This is a genomic window from Corynebacterium sp. UMB10321, assembly GCF_030228725.1.
Classification (GTDB): domain Bacteria; phylum Actinomycetota; class Actinomycetes; order Mycobacteriales; family Mycobacteriaceae; genus Corynebacterium; species Corynebacterium pseudogenitalium.
In genome coordinates this window covers 283,798-308,522 of record NZ_JASOZC010000002.1, presented here as the reverse complement: position 1 = coordinate 308,522, position 24,725 = coordinate 283,798, and the positions used below count along the sequence as shown (strand labels likewise).

Annotated in this window: 23 protein-coding genes; 14 read left to right on the top strand and 9 right to left on the bottom strand. The window is 53.9% G+C overall.

Annotated elements, in window-relative coordinates; translation table 11 throughout:
• Positions 1-68: 68 nt before the first annotated feature.
• The gene (dut, locus tag QP752_RS04410; protein WP_284804618.1) at positions 69-539 is read right to left on the bottom strand and encodes a dUTP diphosphatase; all 471 of its coding nucleotides are present in this window, start codon (positions 537-539) and stop codon (positions 69-71) included.
• Positions 540-624: 85 nt separating this feature from the next.
• Between dut and QP752_RS04405 the strand changes: the two genes are divergently transcribed.
• Positions 625-1,131 carry a DUF3093 domain-containing protein gene (locus tag QP752_RS04405; protein WP_284804615.1) on the top strand — a complete coding sequence of 169 codons (507 nt, stop codon included), beginning with the start codon at positions 625-627 and terminating at the stop codon, positions 1,129-1,131.
• Positions 1,132-1,157: 26 nt separating this feature from the next.
• Here the strand turns inward: QP752_RS04405 and QP752_RS04400 are convergent, their stop codons facing one another.
• Complete coding sequence (locus QP752_RS04400; protein WP_070363501.1) at positions 1,158-1,451, bottom strand: DUF4193 domain-containing protein; 294 nt, start codon at positions 1,449-1,451, stop codon at positions 1,158-1,160.
• A 292-nt stretch (positions 1,452-1,743) separates the two neighbouring features.
• Between QP752_RS04400 and ppgK the strand changes: the two genes are divergently transcribed.
• Both ppgK and QP752_RS04390 read left to right on the top strand, forming a co-directional pair.
• The gene (gene ppgK, locus QP752_RS04395) at positions 1,744-2,526 is read left to right on the top strand and encodes a polyphosphate--glucose phosphotransferase (RefSeq protein WP_070363500.1); all 783 of its coding nucleotides are present in this window, start codon (positions 1,744-1,746) and stop codon (positions 2,524-2,526) included.
• A gap of 210 nt (positions 2,527-2,736) precedes the next feature.
• On the top strand, positions 2,737-4,176 hold the full coding sequence (locus QP752_RS04390) for an RNA polymerase sigma factor (RefSeq protein WP_070478953.1): 1,440 nt from the start codon (positions 2,737-2,739) through the stop codon (positions 4,174-4,176).
• A gap of 62 nt (positions 4,177-4,238) precedes the next feature.
• Here the strand turns inward: QP752_RS04390 and QP752_RS04385 are convergent, their stop codons facing one another.
• Both QP752_RS04385 and QP752_RS04380 read right to left on the bottom strand, forming a co-directional pair.
• Positions 4,239-6,020 carry a DEAD/DEAH box helicase gene (locus QP752_RS04385; protein ID WP_084028571.1) on the bottom strand — a complete coding sequence of 594 codons (1,782 nt, stop codon included), beginning with the start codon at positions 6,018-6,020 and terminating at the stop codon, positions 4,239-4,241.
• Complete coding sequence (locus tag QP752_RS04380; RefSeq protein WP_070363499.1) at positions 6,017-6,271, bottom strand: DUF3039 domain-containing protein; 255 nt, start codon at positions 6,269-6,271, stop codon at positions 6,017-6,019. Before QP752_RS04380 ends, QP752_RS04385 begins: the two co-directional genes overlap by 4 nt.
• Positions 6,272-6,322: 51 nt before the next feature.
• Between QP752_RS04380 and QP752_RS04375 the strand changes: the two genes are divergently transcribed.
• The 5 genes from QP752_RS04375 to QP752_RS04355 all read left to right on the top strand — a co-directional run bounded on the left by QP752_RS04375 (position 6,323) and on the right by QP752_RS04355 (position 10,708).
• Entirely contained in the window at positions 6,323-6,799 is a 477-nt protein-coding gene (locus QP752_RS04375; RefSeq protein ID WP_256005073.1) for a DUF3099 domain-containing protein, read from the top strand.
• Positions 6,800-6,803: 4 nt separating this feature from the next.
• Positions 6,804-8,357 (top strand): methyltransferase, encoded by a 1,554-nt coding sequence (locus QP752_RS04370; protein WP_284804611.1) that lies wholly within the window; start codon positions 6,804-6,806, stop codon positions 8,355-8,357.
• Between the two features lie 2 nt (positions 8,358-8,359).
• Positions 8,360-8,794, top strand: coding sequence for a D-aminoacyl-tRNA deacylase (dtd, locus tag QP752_RS04365; RefSeq protein WP_256005076.1), 435 nt, complete (start codon positions 8,360-8,362; stop codon positions 8,792-8,794).
• 92 nt (positions 8,795-8,886) lie between these two features.
• The gene (locus QP752_RS04360; RefSeq protein ID WP_070478945.1) at positions 8,887-9,882 is read left to right on the top strand and encodes a sigma-70 family RNA polymerase sigma factor; all 996 of its coding nucleotides are present in this window, start codon (positions 8,887-8,889) and stop codon (positions 9,880-9,882) included.
• Positions 9,883-10,021: 139 nt separating this feature from the next.
• Positions 10,022-10,708, top strand: a complete 687-nt coding sequence (locus QP752_RS04355) for a metal-dependent transcriptional regulator (protein ID WP_070362348.1) — start codon at positions 10,022-10,024, stop codon at positions 10,706-10,708.
• A 13-nt stretch (positions 10,709-10,721) separates the two neighbouring features.
• Here the strand turns inward: QP752_RS04355 and QP752_RS04350 are convergent, their stop codons facing one another.
• Complete coding sequence (locus QP752_RS04350) at positions 10,722-11,879, bottom strand: DUF4192 domain-containing protein (RefSeq protein WP_168156179.1); 1,158 nt, start codon at positions 11,877-11,879, stop codon at positions 10,722-10,724.
• A gap of 136 nt (positions 11,880-12,015) precedes the next feature.
• Between QP752_RS04350 and QP752_RS04345 the strand changes: the two genes are divergently transcribed.
• Complete coding sequence (locus QP752_RS04345; protein ID WP_284804608.1) at positions 12,016-13,056, top strand: PAC2 family protein; 1,041 nt, start codon at positions 12,016-12,018, stop codon at positions 13,054-13,056.
• A 36-nt stretch (positions 13,057-13,092) separates the two neighbouring features.
• Complete coding sequence (locus QP752_RS04340) at positions 13,093-15,636, top strand: RNA helicase (RefSeq protein ID WP_070362345.1); 2,544 nt, start codon at positions 13,093-13,095, stop codon at positions 15,634-15,636.
• Between the two features lie 35 nt (positions 15,637-15,671).
• Here the strand turns inward: QP752_RS04340 and QP752_RS04335 are convergent, their stop codons facing one another.
• Positions 15,672-16,196: a carboxymuconolactone decarboxylase family protein gene (locus QP752_RS04335; RefSeq protein ID WP_070976764.1), complete on the bottom strand. Its 525-nt coding sequence runs from the start codon at positions 16,194-16,196 to the stop codon at positions 15,672-15,674.
• A gap of 84 nt (positions 16,197-16,280) precedes the next feature.
• Complete coding sequence (locus QP752_RS04330) at positions 16,281-16,877, bottom strand: peroxiredoxin (RefSeq protein ID WP_070362343.1); 597 nt, start codon at positions 16,875-16,877, stop codon at positions 16,281-16,283.
• A gap of 136 nt (positions 16,878-17,013) precedes the next feature.
• Here QP752_RS04330 and QP752_RS04325 point away from each other — a divergent pair, with 136 nt between their 5' ends.
• A complete protein-coding gene (locus QP752_RS04325) occupies positions 17,014-17,970 on the top strand; it encodes a hydrogen peroxide-inducible genes activator (protein ID WP_070479000.1) in 957 nt (318 codons plus the stop codon).
• 15 nt (positions 17,971-17,985) lie between these two features.
• The gene (gene hrpA / locus QP752_RS04320; RefSeq protein ID WP_284804603.1) at positions 17,986-21,897 is read left to right on the top strand and encodes an ATP-dependent RNA helicase HrpA; all 3,912 of its coding nucleotides are present in this window, start codon (positions 17,986-17,988) and stop codon (positions 21,895-21,897) included.
• Between the two features lie 13 nt (positions 21,898-21,910).
• Here hrpA and nrdR read toward each other — a convergent pair whose 3' ends face one another.
• Both nrdR and QP752_RS04310 read right to left on the bottom strand, forming a co-directional pair.
• On the bottom strand, positions 21,911-22,372 hold the full coding sequence (nrdR, locus tag QP752_RS04315; protein ID WP_070362341.1) for a transcriptional regulator NrdR: 462 nt from the start codon (positions 22,370-22,372) through the stop codon (positions 21,911-21,913).
• A 49-nt stretch (positions 22,373-22,421) separates the two neighbouring features.
• The gene (locus tag QP752_RS04310) at positions 22,422-22,814 is read right to left on the bottom strand and encodes a hypothetical protein (RefSeq protein ID WP_143000867.1); all 393 of its coding nucleotides are present in this window, start codon (positions 22,812-22,814) and stop codon (positions 22,422-22,424) included.
• A gap of 204 nt (positions 22,815-23,018) precedes the next feature.
• Between QP752_RS04310 and lexA the strand changes: the two genes are divergently transcribed.
• Both lexA and QP752_RS04300 read left to right on the top strand, forming a co-directional pair.
• Positions 23,019-23,702 carry a transcriptional repressor LexA gene (gene lexA / locus QP752_RS04305; protein WP_070976759.1) on the top strand — a complete coding sequence of 228 codons (684 nt, stop codon included), beginning with the start codon at positions 23,019-23,021 and terminating at the stop codon, positions 23,700-23,702.
• Between the two features lie 136 nt (positions 23,703-23,838).
• On the top strand, positions 23,839-24,624 hold the full coding sequence (locus QP752_RS04300; RefSeq protein ID WP_070478936.1) for a DeoR/GlpR family DNA-binding transcription regulator: 786 nt from the start codon (positions 23,839-23,841) through the stop codon (positions 24,622-24,624).
• The last annotated feature ends 101 nt before the right edge of the window (positions 24,625-24,725 follow it).

Here is a 24,725-nt window from a genome sequence, read left to right as displayed (position 1 = left end):
AGTGAAGTTGTGTATTTCAAAAAAGTTTCTTCGGGTGAGAATTACTCTAGTACGGGCCCAATGTGGCCTCAGGCGAGCCCCGTTGATCCGTATCCTTGGGCACCACGCTGGGTATCGTCAAGCTCGGAAACTTCGACGAAGTCAACCAACTCGACTTTTTGCACCACTAGTTGAGCAATCCGCATTCCTCGTTCAACTGTAAACGAACATTCACGGTCGGTATTAAGAAGGCAAATCTTCAACTCCCCTCGATACTGGGCATCAATGGTGCCTGGCGTGTTCACAATAGAAATCCCGTGTTTGGCAGCGAGTCCCGAACGAGGATGAATGAGCCCGACAGTTCCCATGGGCAACGCGACAGAAATTCCGGTGCCGATGAGCGCCCGTTCGCCGGGAGCCAATGTCCGTGTTTCCGAGGAGTAAAGGTCCGCCCCGGCGTCACCTTCATGCGCTCGTTTAGGAAGCGGCATGTCTGGATCAAGACGTTTTACTGAAATTGGTTCAAGAGAGGTCACTTCATACACCTTACGGGATTCCATTGCGTGTGCATTCTTAAGATAATTTCGCCTAGTGTTATTGGGTAACGTATTCGGGAGTACATCGAATTGACGAGTTGATGAGGGTATGAATAGCAACCAAAACGCACCGGCATCCAGTGGTTCCAAAGCCTTATATACGGAGCGTCAATGGGTGCCTTGGTACTGGTGGATCATCGGTGCAGCATTAACGCTGCTCATCGGGGCACAACTTACGCTCAACCGCAATATTTGGTGGTTTATTATCCCCGTGCTCGTTATCGGAAGTTTAGTTTTTTGGTTCTTGACATGGCTTTCGAAAACTACAATTGCGGTCGAGCAAGACAGCGACGGCACTCGTTGGCTCGTCGTTGACGACGCCAACTTACCCAACACCGTTGTCAGCAGATCTATGGTTGTCCCTGCATCAGCGAAGCGAAATGCTCTCGGACGACAGTTAGACCCAGCTGCTTTCTTGGTATCGCATGGTTGGGTGAAAGAACATATTCTGCTTGTCTTGGACGATCCTCAGGACCCAACCCCCTACTGGCTAATTGCTGCGAAAGAACCGGAGAAAATCCTCGGAATGTTTTTGCCTGAGCAGCGGACCGCCTAGGGATCGCGCGACTGCGTTGCTCGCTACTACTCGCAGTCGAGGCAAATCTTCTGGCCGTCTTCGGTTTCGTAAGCCAGCCGATTCTTTTTCTGAACCAAATAGCAAGACGCACAAGTGAATTCGTTATCTTGGCGAGGCTTTACCTCAACGTTCAGTTCCTCACCAGACAGATCTTGAAGTGGCGGTTCAAACGGTTCAACGATTTCACCGTCATCATCCATGCTGCTGCCCGCAACCTCCGCAGCCTTCAAGCCCTCGAGGGAGTCAGTCTCAAGCTCGTCTTCTGCGCGCTTACGCGGTGCATCGTAATCGGTCGCCATGGTGGTGGTGCCTCCAGGAGTAGTCAAGTTCAGCAATGCCTAGGCCCGTTGAGGAGATACGCTTCCTATAGATGAGCCTCAGCCTTTTTATTGGTTTGGAGCCGAATAATAAAGCACACAAAGCTATATGTCATATTACAAGGTCAGCAGGCCAATACCCACGGGTTCCCTACACATCAAAGGCTTTATAGCTAATTAAAGTACAGCGACGTCAACCCGCTCGTTCTAGGTACCGCGCTCCTAAATATTTTCCTACATGCGCAATGAGCACACCTTTTGTATGCTCAATGTTATGACTACAACAAGTGGAATTGATGGTGCCCAAGAGCACTATGGTATGGGCGTCGATGTCGGCGGTTCTGGAATCAAGGGCGCCATCGTCAACCTCAAAACCGGAGAATTCGTCGGCGACAGGATCAAGATCGCAACTCCTCAGCCAGCTACACCTGAAGCTGTTGCATCAACAGTCGCAGAGATCGTCCGTCTCCACGAATGGGACGGCCCTGTGGGAGTAACGCTGCCGTCGGTGATTCAGCATCAGATCGCAAAGAGCGCAGCTAACATCGACCCGTCGTGGATCGACACCGATGTGCATGAGCTCTTTGAGCAGCATCTCCCTGAGCGCTCTGTCACTGTATTAAACGACGCCGACGCCGCGGGGCTTGCTGAAGTTGCCTTTGGCAATGAACGAGCCCGAAACGGTTCTGTCATATTCCTCACGTTTGGCACTGGTATTGGTTCAGCGTTCCTGGTTAATGGGCACCTCTTCCCTAACACAGAAATTGGCCATTTAATCGTCAATAGGAAGGAAGCAGAGCACGTCGCCTCCTCAGCTGTAAAGCAGAGGGAAGACCTGAGCTTCAAGAAGTGGGCGAAGCGAGTTGATAAGGTGCTGCACGAATACGCGCGACTGTTTAATCCAGAGTGTTTCGTCGTCGGTGGTGGCATCTCGCGGAAATCTGACAAATGGGTCCCTCTATTGACTGTCGACACTCCTGTCGTCGTGGCCACTCTTCGCAACCGAGCAGGCATTGTCGGAGCAGCGATGGCGGCCAATGAGCACCTCGCACCGTAACTAGCGAGACTCGGCGTCTAACACAAAGCAGCTTGACAATGCTGTTAAGATAGGCGTTCTGAAAAATCAGCACAGTTTGCGTACGCTAGGAAGGCAGACCGGCGTTTGCTGGTCTGCTTTCACCAGAGTGACTTTCTTTCCATCCATTGTTGGAGGAAGTCTCGGTGTCCGCAAAAGCATCAATCAGTTCACAAAGGCGAAAGGGCGTACGTGGTAGCCAGCGAAGCTTCAGGCAAAAACTCCGTCAACGATGCGGCAGAGAGCACTTCCGGCGGCGTAACCGACGGCACAACGACCGCCAAGAAAGCCACCAAAAAAGCAGCCAAGAAAACCGCCAAAAAGGCTGCCAAAAAGACCGCCAAGAAGACTGCGAAGAAAACAGCACGCAAAACCGCGAAAAAGGCGTCAAAGGTAGCTAAGAAAGCGAAGAAGACAGTAAAGAAAACCGCCGCAAAGAAGGCTGCTTCACCCGCAACTGATGAGGTCACCAGCGACGACTCCGCGCTGGAAGAAACGGACGAATCGCTCGACGATTCTGACCAGGAGCAGGACTTCGACCCGCTGACGGCTGAAGAAGATGACGAAGAATTTGACGAGCATCTTGGTGATGACGACGAGGAAAAAGAAGACGAGGAAGACGACGGATCTTCTGTCTGGGATATCGAGGAATCTGCTGCACTTCGCCAAGCCCGCAAGGACGCTCAGCTCACCGCATCTGCGGACTCTGTCCGTGCGTATTTGAAGCAAATAGGTAAGGTTGCTCTGCTCGATGCTGAGCAGGAGGTTTCTCTCGCGAAGCGCATTGAAGCTGGTCTCTACGCGCAACACCGACTCGACGAGATGGCCCGTGCAGCTGAGGAGGGAGACAAGGAAGCACGCCTTACCCCTGCGGTTAAGCGCGACTTCCGCGCCGTCGCCCGAGACGGTCGCAAGGCGAAGAACCATCTGCTCGAAGCTAACCTTCGACTCGTGGTTTCGCTGGCAAAGCGCTACACCGGTCGCGGTATGGCCTTCTTGGACCTCATCCAGGAGGGCAACCTCGGTCTCATCCGTGCAGTTGAAAAGTTCGACTATTCCAAGGGCTACAAGTTTTCCACCTATGCAACGTGGTGGATCCGCCAGGCAATTACACGTGCCATGGCAGACCAGGCTCGAACCATTCGCATCCCGGTGCACATGGTCGAGGTCATCAACAAGCTTGGCCGTATCCAGCGTGAGCTTCTACAAGATCTTGGACGCGAACCTACACCGCTTGAACTCGCAAAAGAGATGGACATCACCGAAGAGAAGGTGTTGGAGATCCAGCAGTACGCCCGTGAGCCGATCTCATTGGATCAGACGATCGGCGATGAAGGCGACAGCCAACTCGGTGATTTCATCGAAGACTCCGAAGCCGTTGTGGCAGTCGACGCTGTTTCCTTTACGCTTCTTCAGGACCAACTTCAGGATGTCCTCCACACACTTTCCGAGCGTGAGGCCGGCGTCGTGCGGCTCCGCTTCGGCTTGACCGATGGCATGCCTCGCACGCTAGATGAAATCGGCCAGGTGTACGGTGTGACACGCGAACGCATCCGGCAGATCGAGTCCAAGACGATGTCGAAGCTTCGCCACCCGTCGCGTTCACAGGTGCTGCGCGATTACCTCGATTAAATGCGTTTCTACGTAGTAAGCAATAACCGGTAGGAGGTCCACTCTCCTACCGGTTTCGTGTATTACCAATCTCGTAAGTACGCAATACGCGCCCGCAGCTGTTCCGCATTGCACAGCGCGGTCGGCGGACCACCACACGCTTTACGCGCTTCCGTATGGATCGCACCATGCGGGCGACCCGTCTTTCCAGCGACGATTGAAACGCGAGCGTTGAGTTCCTTTCTCAACTGGGGAATCTCATCAGCCGCCACTGATGCCTCCTCGCTGCTACCCGGCGCGGAGGTTTGCTTGGACGGCTGAGTGGGAGCCAAGTGCTCTCCTAGTACTTCAGCACGCTCGCGTGCTTGGCGCTCGGCAGCCTTTCGCGCTTTTTCTTCTGCTTCTCGGGCATCTAGTTGGTCGCTTTGGCGTTTGCGGAGCAGAGTCTTGACCTGTTCTTCGTCAAGCAGCCCTGGAAGGCCTAGGAAGTCTTGTTCCTCTGCGGATCCTGCGACGGTGGGTGTGCCGTAGGTGGAGCCGTCGAAAATTAAAGAGTCTAGCTCGGCTGATGCGCCGATGGCTTCGTACGAAGGGTTGTCGTCTGGTTCGTTTTGAACTTGGTTTGCTTGGGCTAGTAGTTCGTCGGACCACCCTGATTCTCGGTGTGGTTTGCCCAAAACGTGGTCGCGTGACACCTCCATTTCTTCCGCGAGGCGGAGCAGAACCGGGACCGACGGGAGAAAAACGGAGGCGGATTCGCCTGGCATGCGTGAGCGTACGAATCGTCCGATTGCCTGCGCGAAAAACAGTGGTGTCGATGCTGATGTTGCATATACTCCGACAGCGAGGCGAGGAACGTCGACTCCCTCAGAGACCATTCTGACTGCGACCATCCATTCGTCGGTGGACGCGGAGAATTCGTCGATGCGGTCGGATGCCCCGGCTTCGTCTGAGAGCACGACCGTAACGGGCGTGCTCGAAATGCTGGAGAGGATCTTGGCGTAGGCGCGTGCTGTCGTCTTGTTCGTAGCGATGACGAGGCCTCCGGCATCCGGCATATTCGTACGAAGTTTTTTCAGCCTTGTATGTGCCGCCTGGAGGACTGCCTTGATCCAGTCCCCTTTCGGATCTAGGGCAGTTTTCCAGGCACGCGCGGTCTGCTCGGCATTCAGTGGCTCACCAAGCCTTGCGGAATACTCTTCCCCGGCGGAGTCTTTCCACTGTGCCTCGCCGGAATATGCCAGGAATACAACTGGGCGGACGACGCCATCGGCCAAGGCGTGGGAGTACCCATAGGTGTAGTCCGCTTGTGAAACGAGGTGCCCATCGCCGTCTTCGACGTATCGGACGAACGGAATCTGGGAATCATCAGAGCGAAACGGCGTACCTGTCAACGCTAAGCGGTGTTCGACATCGTTGTAAGCCTCGTAGACTCCATCCCCCCAACTTTTGGCGTCACCAGCATGGTGAATCTCATCAAGAATCACCAAACTGCGCTTCGCAGTGGCCACCGCATGATGCTTGAACGGGTGCATACCGATTTGCGCATACGTCACGACAATGCCGTCATAGGCAGGGTTTACCGCAGATGAGTTTGTGAAGTTTGGGTCTAGCGAAAGGCCGAACCTCGCTGCTGATTGGGACCACTGGTGTTTTAGGTGTTCTGTTGGTACGACGACGATGATGCGCTGCACTGCCTTCGATGCGTGCAGTTTGCTGGCTAGTGTCAGTGCAAACGTCGTCTTACCCGCACCAGGAGTTGCTACAGCGAGAAAGTCTCGAGGTTTGGTGCGCATAAACGAATCGAGGGCCTCTTGCTGCCATGCGCGCAGCTGAGGCCCGGCCGACGTACCTGGAGCCGTCACTTCCGACGCAACCCCTTATAGATGCGTTCGCAGTCAGGACATACTGGCGACCCAGGCTTCGCCTGCTTCTTCACCGGAAATGTCTTGCCACAGAGTGCGACTACGACTTTTCCAGAAATCGCAGAATCGAAAATCTGATCCTTCTTCACATAGTGGAAAAACTTGGGGGTTCCATCATCATTTGTTGACGATGTGTCTTCCCGAAGGTCTGTGCGCTCAAGAGTCTTCGTCGTCGTATTCACGACTCCCATCATGCCCCACTTTGGCAAAGTTTTTAAGCCGAGGCGCTAACCTGTGTATTTATGAACGAGAGAGAGGACGAGGCACAAGAGCACGTCTCGATTGATGCGGAAGTCGAAGTCCACGACGATAAGCATTTCCTTTTTCGTCATTTCCGCTCAAAACGACACCGTGCACTCATTACGGATGCGAAGCAGACGCCGGAGCAAAACCTGCAGAGCCGAGAGGCTCAATACCTTTGGTTGCAGGCGCTTCGAATCCCATTCATTTTGCTTTCGATCGCATCTGCGTGGTGGCTCGGAAACTGGTGGATTGCGACGTTGCTCTTTATTGTTTCCGTACCGCTCCCCTGGGTCGCAGTGATGTTGGGCAACGCGAAAGGAGAGTCGCGTGATCCGCGTGAAAAGAATGTCTACAAGCCTGCGCTGAGTCGTGCCTATGCCGCGTTGGAGGAGCAGTCGAGGCAACAACTATCCTCGAACCAGGCTTCAACAGATACGACGCCGACCGTTATCGATCACGAATCCCACTCGGAGTAGCAGCATGACAGATTTATCATCTACAGCATTTGGATTACACCCTGGACTTGCGCGGGAGCTCGGTGAACGATTGCGCGCGCTCCCCTACACCACATCTTCGATTGGAAGTTATCTTGGGCCAAATGCATACCAGGCTCTCTACCGGGGCGAGGTGGGAGCCGTCCTGCGTCGCTGCCATTCAGAAGACGTTATCGGATCGGCCATATCCACTTTGTTGTTGCGGCGCCCGACTTCCCAAAACGAGCTCGAGGCGTTATTTGGCTCGTCCCTTGCTGAGAAACTCATCAGCGCAGGTGTCTTTCACCAGACCAAAGAGCAACGCTACGAGGTTGCTTACGACATCCGGCCTCATTTGTTGTCTCAACAGCATCACCTCATAGTTGCAGATCTCGACGCCTCTACGTCTGCAATCGTTCCCGGCAAAGATCACGTACTTGGAGTCGGAGCGGCGTCGAAATCCCTGTTGCACGCGATCCCGCAGTCACCGACTGGAACGGTTTTGGACCTTGGAACCGGTTCAGGGGTGCTGTCGGTAGCACAATCTGGCCTTGCCGATCAGATCGTCGGTACTGACATTCATCATCGAGCGATCGAGTTGGCTCAGGCCACGCTCGAGATGAATGGCATCACTAGCGTTCAGCTCCGCGAAGGATCTTGGTTTGAGCCTGTCGCGGGCGAGCAGTTTGACAGGATCGTTGCCAACCCGCCGTTTGTAGTCGGCATTCCGGAGGTGGGGCATGTTTACCGCGACTCCGGCATGCCACTGGATGAAGCAAGTCGCCTCGTGGCAGAGCACGCACCTGAATATCTCGCAGAAGGTGGGATGCTGTGCATGCTGGGCTCATGGGCCCATATTGATGGTGAGGCGTGGCAGTCGCGAGTTGCGAGTTGGGTCCCTTCGCAAGGAGTCAGCGCATGGGTGCTTCAACGAGAAGTGGTTGACCCCGAGACCTACGTCGCCACGTGGCTGAAAGATGAATCAGTCGACCTCAGGACTGAAAGCGGCATAGCCCGCACACAACAGTGGCTCGATTACTTCCAAGCCGCGGGTGTTCACGCTATTGGTTTCGGTTGGATTTTCATGCAACACATCGGCGACCAGCCCTCCGAGATTACTGCGGAAGAATTAACACACCCGTTCACGGACCCGCTTGGGCCTGAGGTCGAAGAATACTATCTACGGCAGGCGTGGCTACGGCAAAAATCCGTCCAGGAACTCTTAGATAGTTCGTTCCTGGTCCGGCCCACAGTCGCGATCGAAGACATCGCTGTGCCAAATACTGAAGAGGGGCTGAGTTTCACGCGCGAAGAGCTGCGCATTACTCGAATGGATGGCCCACGATTCTCTCATTCATTGGATGAGGCGTTGAAAACCGTCCTTGCAGGATTGCATCCCGCCGGCTTGCCACTGCGTGACGTGGTGGGCATCCTAGCAGCATCTCGAGGTGTCGACGACCAGCAGGCCCTTGAAGAATTGGAAAACCAAACGGTTGCAGCTGTTGTGGATCTTATCCGCCACGGCATCGTGCTGCCGTCGGAAATTGCAGAGGTGGAGTAGGAATGAAGGCTGTATTGACAAGAGTTACGAGCGCGAGCGTCACCGTCGACGGTGAAGTCGTCGGAGCAATCGACTGCGAGGCGACTGGTGGAATTCTGGCCCTTGTCGGAGCAGGACGTAAGGATAGCGACGACGCTTGGGAAACGGTTGCTCGCAAAATCGCGGAACTGCGAATCCTGGAGGGCGAAAAGTCTGTAGTGGACGCACAAGCCCCTGTTTTGCTTGTGAGTCAGTTCACGTTGATGGGTCGCACGGCAAAAGGACGGAGGCCATCATGGAGTGACGCAGCCCCCGCAGATGAAGCAGCACCCATCATTGAAAAAATCGCAGCCTACCTCCGGGACCGGGGCATCACGGTCGCTGAAGGAAAGTTTGGTGCCCATATGAAGGTGCAGAGCATCAACGACGGCCCATTCACGGTGATTGTCGAGGCCTAGCACTCTTTTGATCATTGGGAACAAAAATGTGTCCAAGATCGTTGAGGGTGTAGAAGATTACCTGTTCCACTCGTCCAAGGAGGCAGTGCTCAATGACGTCGAAGAGTCAGACCTTAACAGCGGACAACGAAGAAAAAGTTGACCGCGGTAGTCGTCGCAATCAAACGAACGACAATCCATCGGCTGACCTTGTTCGCGTGTATCTCAATGGCATTGGCAAGACTGCCCTGCTCGATGCAGAAGAAGAGGTCGAACTAGCCCAGCAGATCGAAGTTGGACTCTATGCCCAGCAGCTTCTTGATGATCCAGACTGCAAGCTCACCCGAGCCCAGAAACGTGACTATAAAATTCTGGCGAAGCAAGGACGGAAAGCTCGCGCCCACCTCCTCGAGGCAAATCTTCGTCTGGTTGTGTCGTTGGCAAAGCGATACACAGGACGCGGGATGCCACTGCTCGATCTGATCCAAGAGGGCAACCTCGGACTGATCCGCGCGATGGAGAAATTTGACTATGCCAAGGGCTTTAAATTCTCAACGTACGCGACGTGGTGGATTCGCCAGGCCATTACTCGCGGCATGGCAGACCAGTCTCGTACTATCCGTCTCCCTGTGCATCTTGTAGAACAAGTCAATAAACTCTCCCGAATTCGCCGCGAGATGTACCAGTCGTTTGGCCGCGAACCAACGAATGAGGAGTTGGCAGAGGAGTCTGGCATCGAAGAGGACAAGATTGAGCTCCTCCTGCGTCAATCCCGAGACCCCGTGAGTCTTGACATGCCGGTCGGAGCGGATGAAGAGGCCCCCCTGGGGGACTTCATTGAAGATGCAGAAGCTACAGACGCCGAAGACGCGGTGGTATCCGTGCTCCGTCACGATGACATCCAAGATGTCATCAACGGTTTGGAGCAGCGCGAGCAGGACGTCATCCGTATGCGCTATGGGCTGACCGACGGTGTTCCCCGCACATTGGACCAGATTGGGCGTAAATTCGGCTTGTCTCGTGAGCGCGTTCGCCAAATCGAACGAGAGGTCATGGCGAAGCTTCGCGTAGGTGACCGGGCAGAGCGCCTTAGGGATTACGCAATGTAACAACCGCGACGAAGCGTTCCGCAACTAATAGTTTTTTGGGTTACCATAGCAATCGTTAATAGGCGTCGATTCTTGGACTGCGTTGAATGTTGATGCAGCCTCAACGCTTCAGAGCGACTTTTAGGCAAGGGAGTTCCACGTGCGTGATCTCGTAGACACAACAGAAATGTATTTACGTACAGTTTACGAACTTGAGGAGGAAGGCATTGTGCCGCTCCGCGCACGAATCGCAGAGCGGCTCGAGCAGTCTGGCCCGACAGTTTCCCAGACCGTCGCCCGCATGGAGCGCGACGGCCTGATTGTTGTTGAAACAGATCGCTCGCTCTCCCTTACCGACGAGGGACGCGCCCGTGCGACTGCGGTGATGCGTAAGCACCGCCTCGCAGAGTGCCTTCTCACCAGCATCCTCAAGTTGGATATTGAACAAGTGCACGACGAAGCATGTCGCTGGGAACACGTGATGAGTGAAGCCGTGGAAAAGCGCGTATACGAGGTACTCAACCACCCTCAGGTATCTCCGTTTGGCAACCCCATCCCTGCGTTGGATGAAATTGGCGGTTCAAATGTTGCTAAGCCTGAGCTTGGCACTCGCGCAACGGACTTAGATCTCTCCGAGGGCCGCGAAGCTGTAGTGGTCCAAATCAGTGAGATTCTGCAGCTCGAAGCAGAGCGCTTGCCGGAGCTGGCAGGCCTAGGCGATATCGTCGGCCAAAAAGTCATAGTGAGCCTTCCGGATGATGGGGGGCTACAGCTATCACTTCCTGGCCAAAAAGATTTCGTCATTCCTGATGACCTCGCGCATGCCGTGCGCATTGAGCTTCAGTAGAGCCGATCTGCTGTTAGGAACCTGCAAGCATCTCTAGCTCCATCCAGACTGCTTCCCCGCCTTCTTCAACTGCGTGCAGGAGACCCTCATATTGACCGATCGCGAGTAACTGCAGGAGCACGTCGCTTAATGAGTGGTCCGGCATTTCTTGCAGCGCGCACTGTAGTGCGACCCCTGCCCAAGACCCGATCTCGCACCGCACAGCGATCACAGCCCACAACGCTAACGCGTTTGCCCGCACTGTCCCCACAGCATGGCGCGACAAGAATAGTAGTGGAGCAGCAAGTCGCTTTGGGTTCTGCATAATCGTGGGGATAAGTGTATCCCGCAGTAGAGCATGGGTGAGCAGAGCCGTCAAGCCTTCGAGCGCGATTCTCATTTCATTCGAGATTTCGCCGATTGGATTAGCATCGCGCTGGCCGATGAGGCAAGTCTCGGGCAAGCAAAGCAGAACCTCGATAATGCTTTCAATTTCTTCTTTCGCCAGTTTTGCCGGGTGTTCCTCCTCCCCAGCGTGGCTACCGCCCCACAAGTCTTTCAGTAGCTGCAACCCGTCTTTGCGTGTCTGTGCCTGGATTTGTTGCGCCAGTTGGACGGACTCCGAATCGACCGGCTCAAAATAGCTAAACGTGTCTTGTCTATCGAGTTCTGGGAGTATCCCCTGCTCAACGTATGGGCGCATCGATGGAGAGGAAATCACTGACGATACACAGCCACCAATGAGGGAGGACGCGCGATCGCATTCTTCGGCCGCATTCAATGGCGGTCCAAAAAGCAATGTATATGGGGTACCCTGCGCAATTTCGGAAACATGCCAGCACAGGTCGACTTTGAAACCGGTTTCTTCTTCGAGGAACTGCAAGCGATCAACTGCGTCTTTGACGAGCTCTGAGTTCGGAATACGGCTCACAATGACTGCAAGGTACGCGATGACGTCATCCCCCAGTAGGTATTGCGTCACGTCGGTCTTGAGGCTTTCTATGAATGCTTCAAGGCGCGTGAGGTCAACGCGAACTACAGGTCCAAGTTGAAGCCCACGTGTTCCTTCGCTGTCCGGAATGATGCCGAGCACCACGACCGATTCTTGAGGATAAAACCCTAGAACCCCGGGCAGGGCTGCGATGATATCTGATGGTCCAAAAAGTGATGAATTAGCTGCATTTATTTTCATACAGTTTAGACGTAGCCAACACAGCATCGGTTCCCGCTTTGCTAGAATTCCTTATTTTCAGCAGGAATATTTCTTCACCCCAGACGTTGTGGGTAAGTACAAAGTTAGATCCTTTCAAATTATCCTAGGAGCGGTCATGCCAACGAATAATCGCATGTATGAACTTGAGTACCCGTCTCCCTCGAGTCTTGGCGAATCTCCTGAGGGGCCAACGCTCGTCGTTGCGTTACAGGGTTACGCAGATGCGGGCCATGCGGTTGAAGGGGTATCGAATCATCTCAACGCGGCGTTGGAAACCCGCACTTTAGCCACCTTCAATAACGATGAACTCATTGACTACCGCTCTCGCAGGCCTGCTGTAACCCTGGCGAATCACACGGTGGCCGACGTCGAAGAGATCGGCATTGAGCTGCGTGTTGTCCGCGACACAAAGGATATGCCGTTTCTGCTGCTGAGCGGGCCAGAGCCTGATCTGCGTTGGGAGGCATTTAGCAAGTCTGTGGCTGACCTTGCAGTGCAGTTTGGAGTTCAGCAAACGCTGTGCCTCTACGCTGCCCCTGTTGCCGCTCCCCATACCCGCCCAGTAGTGGTTTCCACACACGGAAATGATGAGAGCTTGGTGAAAGACAAGTATCTCTTCGACGGAATTATTACTGTGCCCGGGGCTGCCTCCATCATGATCGAGCGAGAGCTAGATAAGCGAGGCGAAAAGGTCGCTGGTTTTACTGCGCATGTACCTCATTACATTGCAAACTCTCCTTACCCGATGGCGGCGTTCCAGCTCATGCAGGCGCTCGAGGATACAGCAAATCTTCAGTTGCCACTCCGCGCGCTCGAGCAAGAGATAACAAGTGTTCAGCGTCAATTAGCAGAGCAAACGGCTGCGTCAAAGGAGATCGCGCAAGTCGTCTCGGCTCTCGAACAGCATTACGACCGTGAAGTTGAGGAGTACCGCAGGAACAATCCCAACGCAAAGATGCCCGGTGAGGCACAGGTTCCTTCCGGCGATGAGATCAGCGAAGCCTTCGAGAACTATCTCACGGCGATCGAGGACCAGCAGAGTCGTCCGCTTGTCGACGGACAACGGGGACTGCCTTTTGGCGATGATCTCAGTCAGGCTTTGCAGGATTTTTACTATATTGACCCAGCTCAGTCAACCGATGAGGAAGACGAGTAGCGGCTTTTCGCGACGAACTCGGCTACGGTAGTTGGCGTGACTCTTTCGACGTATTTGGCAGACCTTGACGACGTTCCAGCAGACCTTTTTGAAGAGGCCGTCTGGGACTCTTTCACTGCGTGGACGCAGAGTCGTGGAATCTCGCTTTATGAAGCTCAGGAAGAAGCTTCGCTTGCGTTGCTTGCTGGGGATAATGTGATCCTGGCGACGCCAACCGGTTCGGGAAAGTCGATGGTGGCAAACGCTGCGCACTTCATTGCCATGGCTCGAGGGCAGCGCTCGTTTTATACTGCCCCAATTAAGGCGCTTGTGAGCGAAAAGTTCTTTGCACTGTGTGAGATCTTCGGAGCAGAAAACGTAGGGATGATGACCGGTGATGCCACAGTGAACAGCGGCGCCCCTATTATCGCAGCCACCGCTGAAATCGTCGCGAATATTGCGCTGCGAGAAGGTGAGCACGCGAAGATTCAGCAGGTCATCATGGATGAGTTTCACTACTATTCGGAGCCGGACCGCGGATGGGCATGGCAGGTGCCGCTACTGGAACTCCCCCAGGCCCAGTTCCTTTTGATGTCTGCCACGCTTGGAGAAACTGCCTGGATAGAAAAGGATCTCACCGAGCGCACTGGCCGCCCAACCACGTATGTTGGTGGGTCGGAGCGTCCCGTGCCACTCGATTTCAGTTACGTGTTCTCCCCCGTCCATGAGACGATCGAAGAACTACTGGCGGATAACAAAGCGCCGATCTACGTTGTGCACTTCTCACAACGCGAGGCAGCAGAGCGCGCGCAGGCACTGACCAGTATGAAAATCATCACCGCAGAGGAGAAGCAACGTATCGCCGAGGAGATCGGGAATTTTAGGTTCACGACTACCTTCGGTAAAACGTTGTCGAGGTTACTTCGAAAAGGCATTGGCATTCACCATGCCGGAATGCTGCCGAAGTATCGACGGCTCGTCGAAAAACTATCTCAAACAGGGCTTTTAAAGGTGATCTGCGGAACGGACACCCTCGGCGTCGGTATCAATGTGCCAATTCGTACTGTGCTGATTACCGGCCTGGCAAAGTATGACGGGACGAAACAACGCATCCTTAAATCGAGGGAGTTTCACCAAATCGCCGGCCGCGCGGGGCGAGCTGGGTACGACACCGAGGGCACGGTCGTCGTCGAAGCGCCAGAACACGAGATTGAGAATGCAAAGCTTCGGCGTCGCGTCGGCGACGATCCGAAGCGGCTTAAGAAGCTCAACAAGAAGTCAGCTCGTGATGGCGAAGTTACCTGGTCCGAAAAAACTTTCCAGCGCCTCACAACGGCAGAACCGGAGGAACTCACTAGCCAGTTCCAAGTATCGAATTCCATGTTGCTCAATGTTATTGCTCGCCCGGGTGACGGCTACGAGCACATGAAGCACTTGATTCGGAGCAACCATGACACACGCGCTAAGCAGAACCGTGACATTCTTACGGCAGTCGATCTGTTTCGCGGGCTCATCCAGGCTGACATTGTAGAACGCACTCCTGATTCTCCAGCGTATCGCCCCTATACTCTCACGCGAGAGCTGGACAGGGACTTTGCGCTCAACCAACCGCTTTCCCCGTTCGCGCTGGCATTTCTCACGGTGCTTGACCCCGAGTCTTCAACGTATTCGTTGGATGTAATCTCAGCGTTTGAGGCAATCTTGGATGACCCCCGTCAGGTGCTGCAAGCTCAGCAGTCAGCAGCTCGCGGCGAGGAGATCGCAGCTCTCAAGGCAGAGGGCGTCGACTACACGGAGCGCATGGCACTCATCGAAGATGTGACGTACCCTCAGCCGCTCGCGGAGGAACTGGAAGATGCATTTGAAACCTACTGCTCCAGTAACCCGTGGGCGAAAGAGTGGCAGCTTTCGCCAAAGTCGGTGGTACGCGACATGATCGAGCATGCGATGACGTTTTCGGATCTCATCGCAACCTACGGGCTATCCCGCTCTGAGGGTGTGGTGCTCCGCTACCTTACCGATGCGTGGCGCACCCTCTCCCACTCTGTGCCCGAGGCATACATGACTGAAGAGCTCGAAGATATCATCGTATGGCTAGGCGAACTGATCCGTCAGGTGGACTCGTCGCTCATTGACGAATGGGCGACGCTAGCTGATGACGACGCCCCAATCTCCCAGGACGTTCTCGACCGCGAGCTTGCATTCGGTGTTGAGGATCCTACGGCGCTCACAGCGAACCGCAGGGCGTTCAAAATCATGGTTCGCAACTACTTCTTTAGGCTTGTCGAACTGTTTGCGTTCGAAAAGGAAGAAGCCCTGGAGTCGATGCTTGAATATCTCGACCCCGATGTTCGGCCCGACTGGCCCTCGCTTCTCGACGACTACTTCGACGAGTACGACGATGTCATGATAGACGCAGATGCTCGCGGGCCAGAGTATTTCCGAGTTAAGGATGAAAGCTCGCGGCTCTGGGAAGTCGTACAGATCGTGAAAGATCCAGACGGGGACCGCAGCTTCCAATTCCACGGCGTCGTCGATCTCGATGCCTCTGATGAGGCGGGAGAAGTTCGGCTGAGGGACTTGGACGTTGTCCAGATGTAGTCCCTCAGCCGACTATCGTGCAGAAGACGTAACAGTTAGCGTGCGTCTTCTGCCACTACGGTCTGCGCAATGGCCTGGATAACAGCAGCAATCTTTACTGCCTCCCAGACCTGCTCCTTGGTCAGGCCCTCTTCGCGCACGACGTTGGAGTGTGCTACAGCGCAATGCTCGCAGCCATTGACAGCAGATACTGCGAGCGACCACAGCTCAAAGTCTGCCTTCTCGACGCCAGGCTTCGAGATGATGTTCATGCGAAGGCCAAACTTTACCTGTGCAAAGTCATCGCCGAGCCAGCCCTTTGCGCGGTAGGCAACGTTGTTCATTGCCATAACAGTTGCTGCGCCGAAAGCGGCATCGAGAGCCTCTTCGGACAGGTGCTCCTTGGCCTCGTCCGTAATCTCAGAGATCACGGTGGGGTTCTTTGTCGCTGCAGCGGAGGCAACGAGAGTGCCCCACAGCTGCTGCTCGTTCAGCTCTGTAGAGCGTGTCAAGGAGCCAAGGTTCAGCTTCTGGTCTTTTGCATATTCAGGCAAAGCGCTGCGCAGGTTATCGATCGACATATCTCTTTTCTCTTTCCTCTCTATTGTTTATTAATAAATCCCCGTCACTGAGTATTGAACTAGTGACGGGGACTCGGAGTTCATTTACTTCAGGGATTCCTGAACGACAGCCAACTTGTCGATATTCTTCGTTGGGTCGTTCTTCTGCCAGTCACAGGCGCAGACCTCTTCGGACTGGAGAGCATCCAAAACGCGAAGGACCTCTTCGACGTTACGGCCAACAGCATCCGGGGTGACAGACACGAACTGGATGACGCCGTCTGGGTCGATGATGAACGTTGCACGATCAGCGACGCCTGCCTCATTTTCAACGCCCAGTGCACGGATCAAGTCGTGGCGGACATCAGCAAACATTGGGAACGGAACGGTCTTCAGATCTGGGTGCGTTGCACGCCAGTTGAAGTGGGAGTACTCATTGTCAGTGGAGCCACCAAGGACCTGCGTATCGCGATCTTCGAACTCTTCGTTCAGCTTGCCGAACGCTGCGATCTCGGTTGGGCAGACGAACGTAAAGTCCTTCGGGTAGAAGAAAACGACCTTCCACTTACCCTCGTACTTTTCCAGGGATACATTCTCGAAGTAGTCCTCTGGGCTTGTTGCGTCGACCTCATGAAGGTCGCCACCCTTCAGCGCTACCAGATCGAACTCAGGGAAACGCTCGCCTACAGTCAGAATTGCCATAGCTTAACCTCCGAATGTGAGATGTCGTATATATACGGTCTTGGAATGCAATCGCTCGCACTCTGACAAACATTGTGCCAGAAACGCCGCGCAATTTCAACAGCAAAACCTATTGCAATGCCGTATGGTTATAAGAATGAACAATAAAGAATATAAACCAACCTTGGCCCAACTTCGTACGTTTGTGACCATCGCCGAGAATAGGCACTTCGGCACTGCTGCGAGCAAGCTCAACATTTCTCAACCGTCATTATCCCAGGCATTGGTCGCGCTAGAGACCGGTTTAGGGATTCAACTTATCGAGCGATCCACCCGAAAGGTCATCGTCACTCCAACTGGGGAGGCGCTCCTCCCCTATGCGAAAGCAACGCTTGAAGCAGCCGATGCTTTTGTTGCACATGCCCGCGGTGCACATGGGGTCCTTTCCGGGCCTCTCAATATCGGCATCATCCCCACCATCGCACCGTATATCCTGCCCACCCTTTTACAACTGATTCAGAGCGAGTTCCCCGATTTAACTCCTCGAATCATCGAAGAGCCCACCAAACACCTACTCGCTAAATTGCGCGACGGCAACGTCGATGTGGCGCTGCTAGCCCTTCCTACGCACGCGCCTGGAGTCAGTGAACTGGAACTCTATGACGAAGACTTCATCGTCGTAACGAATGAGAAACACAAGTTGTCTGGGCTCCAAAACCTTACCCTCGATGTCCTGGAAGAACTCGATTTGCTTCTTCTCGACGACGGCCACTGCCTGCGCGACCAAATAGTTGATCTTTGCAAGAACGTTCAAACCACGCCCTCAAATTCAAGCCAATCAGATACACGGGCTGCGTCACTGACTACCATCATGCAGCTGGTTGTTGCTGGCCTTGGATCAACCCTCGTTCCCAAGTCAGCTATTGCAGCTGAGTGCACACGTCCTGGTTTGGGGCTTTCTACCTTCCAGAAGAGTGTCGACGCGAAGCGTACAATTGGACTGGCCTACCGCTCTTCTTCTTCCCGCATCCATGAGTTTGAGGAACTTGGAGCGTTGTGTAGAAAGGCGTACAAAGAGGTAGCGAAAACCAGTGATGCGATTCTGTCCCGCTAAACTGGGACGCTAGTTATGAAGGACCAGGAACAAACACCTAAGAAAGAACTCTTCCGCCAACTAGACAACGTGGAACTACGCGACGTCCGACGTCTTCGCCGTCGCATTCGACAGGCCAAGAACGGCAAGGAACTTAACAAAGTTGAAGAGGCAATTGCCCGAAGCTTGCACGTAGTTCGGGCGCGGGATGAACTCATTCCGAACATCGAGTACCCAGATGCACTCCCGGTTTCTCAACGCAAGAATGACATCTTAGAAGCTGTCGCGAACCACCAAGTGACTGTTATTGCTGGTGAAACTGGATCCGGCAAGACCACCCAGATTCCTAAGATGCTGCTCGAGCTCGGCCGCGGTCGACGAGGACGTATAGCGCATACTCAGCCGCGCCGTCTCGCTGCTAGAACTGTCGCTGAACGCATAGCAGACGAATTAGGTCAGAGCATTGGAGAATCGGTCGGCTACGCCATTCGCTTCGACGACAAGGTCAGCACCACTACCTCAGTGAAGCTCATGACAGACGGAATTCTCCTTACGGAGATTCAGCGTGATCGGTTCCTCAACGCGTACGACACCATCATTATCGATGAGGCGCACGAGCGTTCCCTGAACATCGACTTTTTGCTTGGATACGTCAAGGAGCTTCTCCCCAAACGCCCCGACCTGAAGGTCATCATCACATCCGCCACCATTGACGTCGAACGCTTCGCGCAGCACTTCTGTGACGAAGAAGGCAACCCCGCCCCGATTATTGAGGTTTCAGGTCGTACCTACCCGGTTGAGGTGCGCTACCGTCCGCTCGTCGAAAATGCCGGCGATCGTGAAATTGATATTGACATGATTGACGGTGTTATCAACGCCATCAAGGAGTTGATGGCAGAAGGCGACGGTGACATCCTCTGCTTTTTCGCCTCAGAACGTGACATCCGTGACTGCATGGAAGCAATTGAAAAGCAGCATTGGAAGAATGTTGAAGTCGCGCCACTTTTCGGACGCCTTTCGAACGCAGAACAGCACCGCGTCTTCTCCCCACATAGCGGGCGTAGGATCGTCCTCTCTACGAACATCGCCGAAACTTCGCTCACAGTGCCGGGAATTCACTACGTTGTGGACACTGGCCTCGCTCGCATTTCACGGTATTCAACGCGGACTAAAGTACAGCGTCTTCCGATTGAGGAAATATCCCAAGCCTCAGCAAACCAGCGCTCGGGCCGTTGTGGACGTGTTGCTGACGGTATCGCTATCCGCTTGTACTCGGAAGAGAACTTTAATTCACGCCCGGAATTTACTGACCCTGAAATATTGCGGACCAACTTGGCAAGTGTGATCCTGCAAATGATTTCTCTCAATCTCGGCGACATGCGGCACTTTCCATTCGTGGAATCCCCAGACGACAAAGCTATTCGCGATGGCCTTACGCTCTTGTACGAGCTCGGTGCAATCAAAGCAATACCAAAGGGTGAACTTCCAAAACTCACGAAAACTGGCCATACGCTTGCGAAAATCCCAGTCGACCCCAAGATGGCTCGCATGCTCGTCGAGGCCGAACGCTACCGGGTGTTGGAGGATGTCACCGCAGTTGTCGCCCATATGTCGATTCAAGACGTGCGCGAACGCCCCCTGGAATTTCAGGCACAAGCAGACCAAGCCCATGCACGCTTCAAAGACAAGACATCCGACTTTCTTTCAGCGCTCAAGCTCTGGGATTACGTCGGAGGTCTCCGTGAAGAGCTTTCAGGCAATCAGTTCAGAAAGCGCATGAAGCGTGAGTATTTGCACTATATGCGAATTCGTGAATGGCACGACCTCGTTCGTCAGCTCCGCGACGTCGAACGTCGACTGGGCTGGGACGTCGACAAAGCAATGACAATGACAACGAAACGTGACGCTGACTCGATTCATCGAGCATTGCTCACTGGCTTACTTTCGAATATCGGTGCTCGCGACGGAAACAGCAAGGAATACCAAGGTGCTCGTGGTACCCGTTTCCTGATTTTCCCAGGGTCATCGCTGGCCAAGACCCCACCAGAGTTTTTGATGGCAAGCGAGCTTGTAGAAACCTCGCGGCTTTGGGCCAGAGACGTGGCAAAAGTAGAATCCTCATGGATCGAGCACGCGGCAGGATCACTCCTGAAACATGTCTATTCAGAACCGTTCTGGTCACGGAAACGCGCATGCGCAATGGTCCATCAAAAATCGTTATTGTACGGCATCCCTATCGTGCGAGACCGACTTATCCCCTACCACCGCGTTGATCCTACGGCTGCGCGCGAGATGTTTATTCGTCACGCACTCATTGACGGCGATTGGACGAGGACTCATAAGTTTCTCGAACACAACAGCTTGTTGCTAAGCGAAGCCGCAGAAGTTGAAGAAAAGCTACGGCGTAGGGGCATCGTCGTTGACGAAGACACTCTATTCGATTTCTACGACGTGAAACTGCCGGATTCAGTCACAACAGCGAACAATTTTGACAGTTGGTGGAAGAAGCAACAGCAGCTCGATCCCGGATATCTTCACTTTGATCCAAGTAAACTCGTTGACGATTCTGCCCAGACTATCTCTGCAGAAGACTTTCCAATGTCATGGTCACAAGGGTCGATGCGGTTCGATGTGTCGTACAAATTCGAGCCTGGAACCGCCTACGACGGCGTTACCATCGCAATTCCCCTGCCTCTACTGGCCAGCGTTGAATCAGTCGGATTTGACTGGCTTGTACCTGGGCTACGTAAAGAGTTGCTGACTGAACTCATTCGTTCACTGCCGAAACCACTACGCAAGGGCGTCGTCCCCGCTCCAGACTTCGCTGACCGTGCACTTGAGCGTATGACGTTCGATCCACGCACGTCGGTTACCGAAGCACTGGCTCAGGCCCTCACTGAATTGGGTGCCAGCGGCATTAGCGGGCATGATTTCCGCACGCACCTGCTGCCACCGCACTTGCTCATAACGTTTGCAGTCATTGATAAACGTGGGAAGATTGTCGACTCAGACAAGAGTCTCCTTGCTTTGAAGAAGCGTCGGGCCACACAGATTCGTTCTTCAGTCGCGAAAGCAAGCCGCCACTCTGAAACTGCCGAAGTTCCTGTATGGACCGAAGACACACTCGGCGATATTCCCGAAAGTACGACCACAACCATTGATGGCAACAAAGTCGAGGCCTATCCTGCGCTCGAGGTGACTCCCAAAGGCGTTCGCGTTGCTGTGCATCCAACCCGGGCGAGTGCTGATGCATCAATGATGACGGCAACGCTCACGTTGCTGCTGCGGGCAATCGAGGTTTCCGATACTCAGATGACGAAGGGACTGCCACTACAGCAACGTGTCGCTGTTGATAGGTATCCACATGGCGGGGCTTCCGGCCTTGTCGAAGACGCTCGCGTTGCAGCAATCCGCGACGCGATGATTCAAGCCGGCGGCCCTGTGAGGTCACCTGCTGATTTCGACGCACTATGTGCGAAAATTAAACCGACTATTCCGGGAACTGTCCGACGATCAATTGTATCGATCGCGCCAGGTCTCGCTGCATACTCAGATTTGATGCAAGAGCTCAAGAATTGGTCTGGTCCTGCGATTGACGATATTCGGGAGCAACTAGCATTCATGCTGCCCGCGAACGCTATCACGGTTCATGGCATGCAACACCTACAGCACCTCCCCCGTTACATAGAGGCAATCCAGATACGGCTTGAGCATCTAGAAGCGGAACCGGAACGTGACGAAGAGCGGCAGGCTGAAGTAGCAAATGCTAAGGCTTACCTAGAGCGACGATTGGAACAGCTCCCTGCCCAACGCAGGAAGACACGCGCATACAAGGACGTGATGTGGCGAATTCAGGAGCTGCGAGTGAGTTTGTTTGCACAACACCTTGGCACCCAAAAGCCTGTGAGCGTGCGTCGTATTGAAAAAATGGTCGATAAACTTCGCTAGTGAGCCTCGGACTTTATTCCAGTCCCTCTCGCTCGCGTCGTTTCATCAAGCGGATTTCCGACTGAAAATCTTCGGCGCTTTCAAAAGACTTGTACACCGAGGCAAATCGCAGGTACGCAACTTCGTCCAGTGTGCGAAGCGGTTCCAATACCGCCAGTCCAATGTCATTTGCCGCAACTTGAGAACTTCCTTGGGCCCGAACCGTCTCCTCTACTTGCTGCGCTAGCCGCTTCAATGCGTCGTCGCTAACGTTCCTGCCTTGACAAGCACGCCGAACACCAACGATCAACTTTTCCTTGTCGAACGGTTCAGTTACTCCATTGCGCTTCACAACGGTCAGCACGGCCTTCTCGATCGTTGTGAATCGGCCCCCGCACGATGTGCACTCTCGCCGCCGCCGGATAGCAGAGCCCCCGTCTACAACACGAGAATCTGTAACTCGCGATTGTTCGTGATGACAAAACGGACAGTACATCTACACCCCACTTTCTCGGAGAACAGTTATCACCCCCTACATTAGCGGGTTAACGTTGCGCTGCAGAAGCGACTTCATAGCTATGAGCAACGTTCGAATCGTCCCGCGACACCGAGTCCCACTCGCTATTACCGAAATCGCCCGAGATAAGTACAGCGACGAACATAGTTACCCCAAGAAGGGCTCCCATTAGAACGTTTGCTCGCTGCTCTTGAGGCTCGGCGGAAGAATAAACGGTTGGCTCGGGAGCATCTGCAGCCGCCCAGCGGCAACGAAAGTTCTGGTTGATAACCTGCTCGTGGCGTGACGGCTCACCCCCTCGATCACCCCGCATGGGTACAAAATCCCACACTTCAGCTGGCATTGAAGACCGTGGTGCAAGTGGAGCTCCCGCCATATCAGCACGAGTAGAAATTATTTTCGCCTGGTCAATGATGCTCATAAAATGCCCCTTACTTCATTTCGCGAATTCGAAGGTTTCTCATCTCACGCGAAACATTTTTAGCGTATTTGTTCGATTTAACTTCTATGTTCGATTTATACCATCTCATATCAGATCCCCACAACCCCCCCAACTATCGAACATATTTGCCCTCTTTGATATATTCTGTACAGAAGACACTATCGAGACTCAATGTGAGGACCCATGGCACGCAAGAACACAACCAGTGAAAAGTTCGATATGAGCGTACTTTCAGACAGACAAAAGCGAATCCTTCAAGTCATTCGCGACGCCGTCGTATTACGTGGCTATCCACCAAGCATTCGAGAGATCGGCGACGCCGCAGGACTCCAATCAACTTCTTCTGTCGCCTACCAGCTGAAGGAGCTCGAAAAGAAAGGGTTCCTTCGCCGTGACCCAAACAAGCCACGAGCCGTAGACCTCCGCCACCTGCCAGAATCTATGGGAGGTTCGGTTACACCGAAAGACGATGCGGACATTGATGGAACTTCTCCAGCACGGATGATCCCTGTCCTCGGCCAAATCGCCGCTGGAACTCCGATCCTGGCAGAGGAAAACATTGAACACTACTACCCCCTGCCGGAAGAACTACTCGATAGCGGCGACCTCTTCATGCTTCAGGTGGTTGGAGAATCAATGCGCGATGCAGGCATTCTCAATGGTGACTGGGTAGTCATCCGCTCACAACATGTTGCCGAAGAGGGCGAGTTCGTAGCAGCGCTAATTGACGGGGAGGCAACTGTCAAGGAGTTTCATAAGGACTCTTCCGGAGTATGGCTCATTCCTCATAACGATGCCTTTTCTCCGATACAAGGCAACGACGCCGAGATTATGGGCAAAGTGGTCTCTGTTTTCCGGACCCTGTAGCCATTTTTCGCCATTTCGCCCCCAACCGGGGGCTATCAAACACATGTAAAAGCATTCGGGCGCACGGTTTTGCAACAATAGGGGCAACCTAATTTTTGAACCCTGCTGATTCGTGGTTGCCCCACGGAGGAGTTGTATGTACGCCGAAGAGAGAAGAAGGCAGATCGCGTCACTTACCGCAGTCGAAGGACGCGTGAATGTTACGGAGCTGGCCGAACGGTTTGATGTAACAGCCGAGACCATCAGGCGGGACTTGGCAATTCTCCATAATGAAGGAATTGTCCACCGCGTTCACGGCGGAGCCGTCGCTAGCCAATCATTTCTCACCACAGAGTTTTCTCTTGATGCCCGGTTCCGGTCGGCACCGACCGCCAAATCGGCGATCGCGCGCGCTGCGACACAGTTTCTCCCAGAGGATCCTGGCGCTGGCATCTTTCTCGACGCCGGCACCACCATCAATGGACTGGCCGATCTTATTGCCGCAGCAGGAAAAACACAACATTGGTCTATAGTTACGAACTCCCTCCCGATCGCGCTAGACCTATCATCCTGCGGGCTTACAGACGTTCAGCTCCTCGGGGGGACAGTCCGTGCAATCACCCAAGCTGTTGTAGGCGATACGGCATTACGCACTCTCGCGCTTATGCGTGCAGATGTTGCTTTTATTGGCACGAATGCCTTGACTATTGACCACGGCCTCTCTACCGCCGACGCCCAAGAGGCTGCGGTCAAATCTTCAATGGTCACCAATGCACGCAAGGTAGTTGTGCTCTGCGACTCCACGAAGCTCGGCAATGATTATCTAGTTAGCTTTGCGCCGCTAGACGCAATTGACGTCGTTGTTACCGACACAGACGCACCAGAGAGCTTTGTCAGCGAATTGCGGGAGCGTGGAATCAAGGTCGTCCTTGCCGAAGAGTGAAACAAAAGGAATCAAATGCCCGATTGTGCCCGTTCTATTGCATTAACGGACATAATCGGGCATTATGGCTTTAGTAGCGCTTTTCGATACTGCAGCTGCAC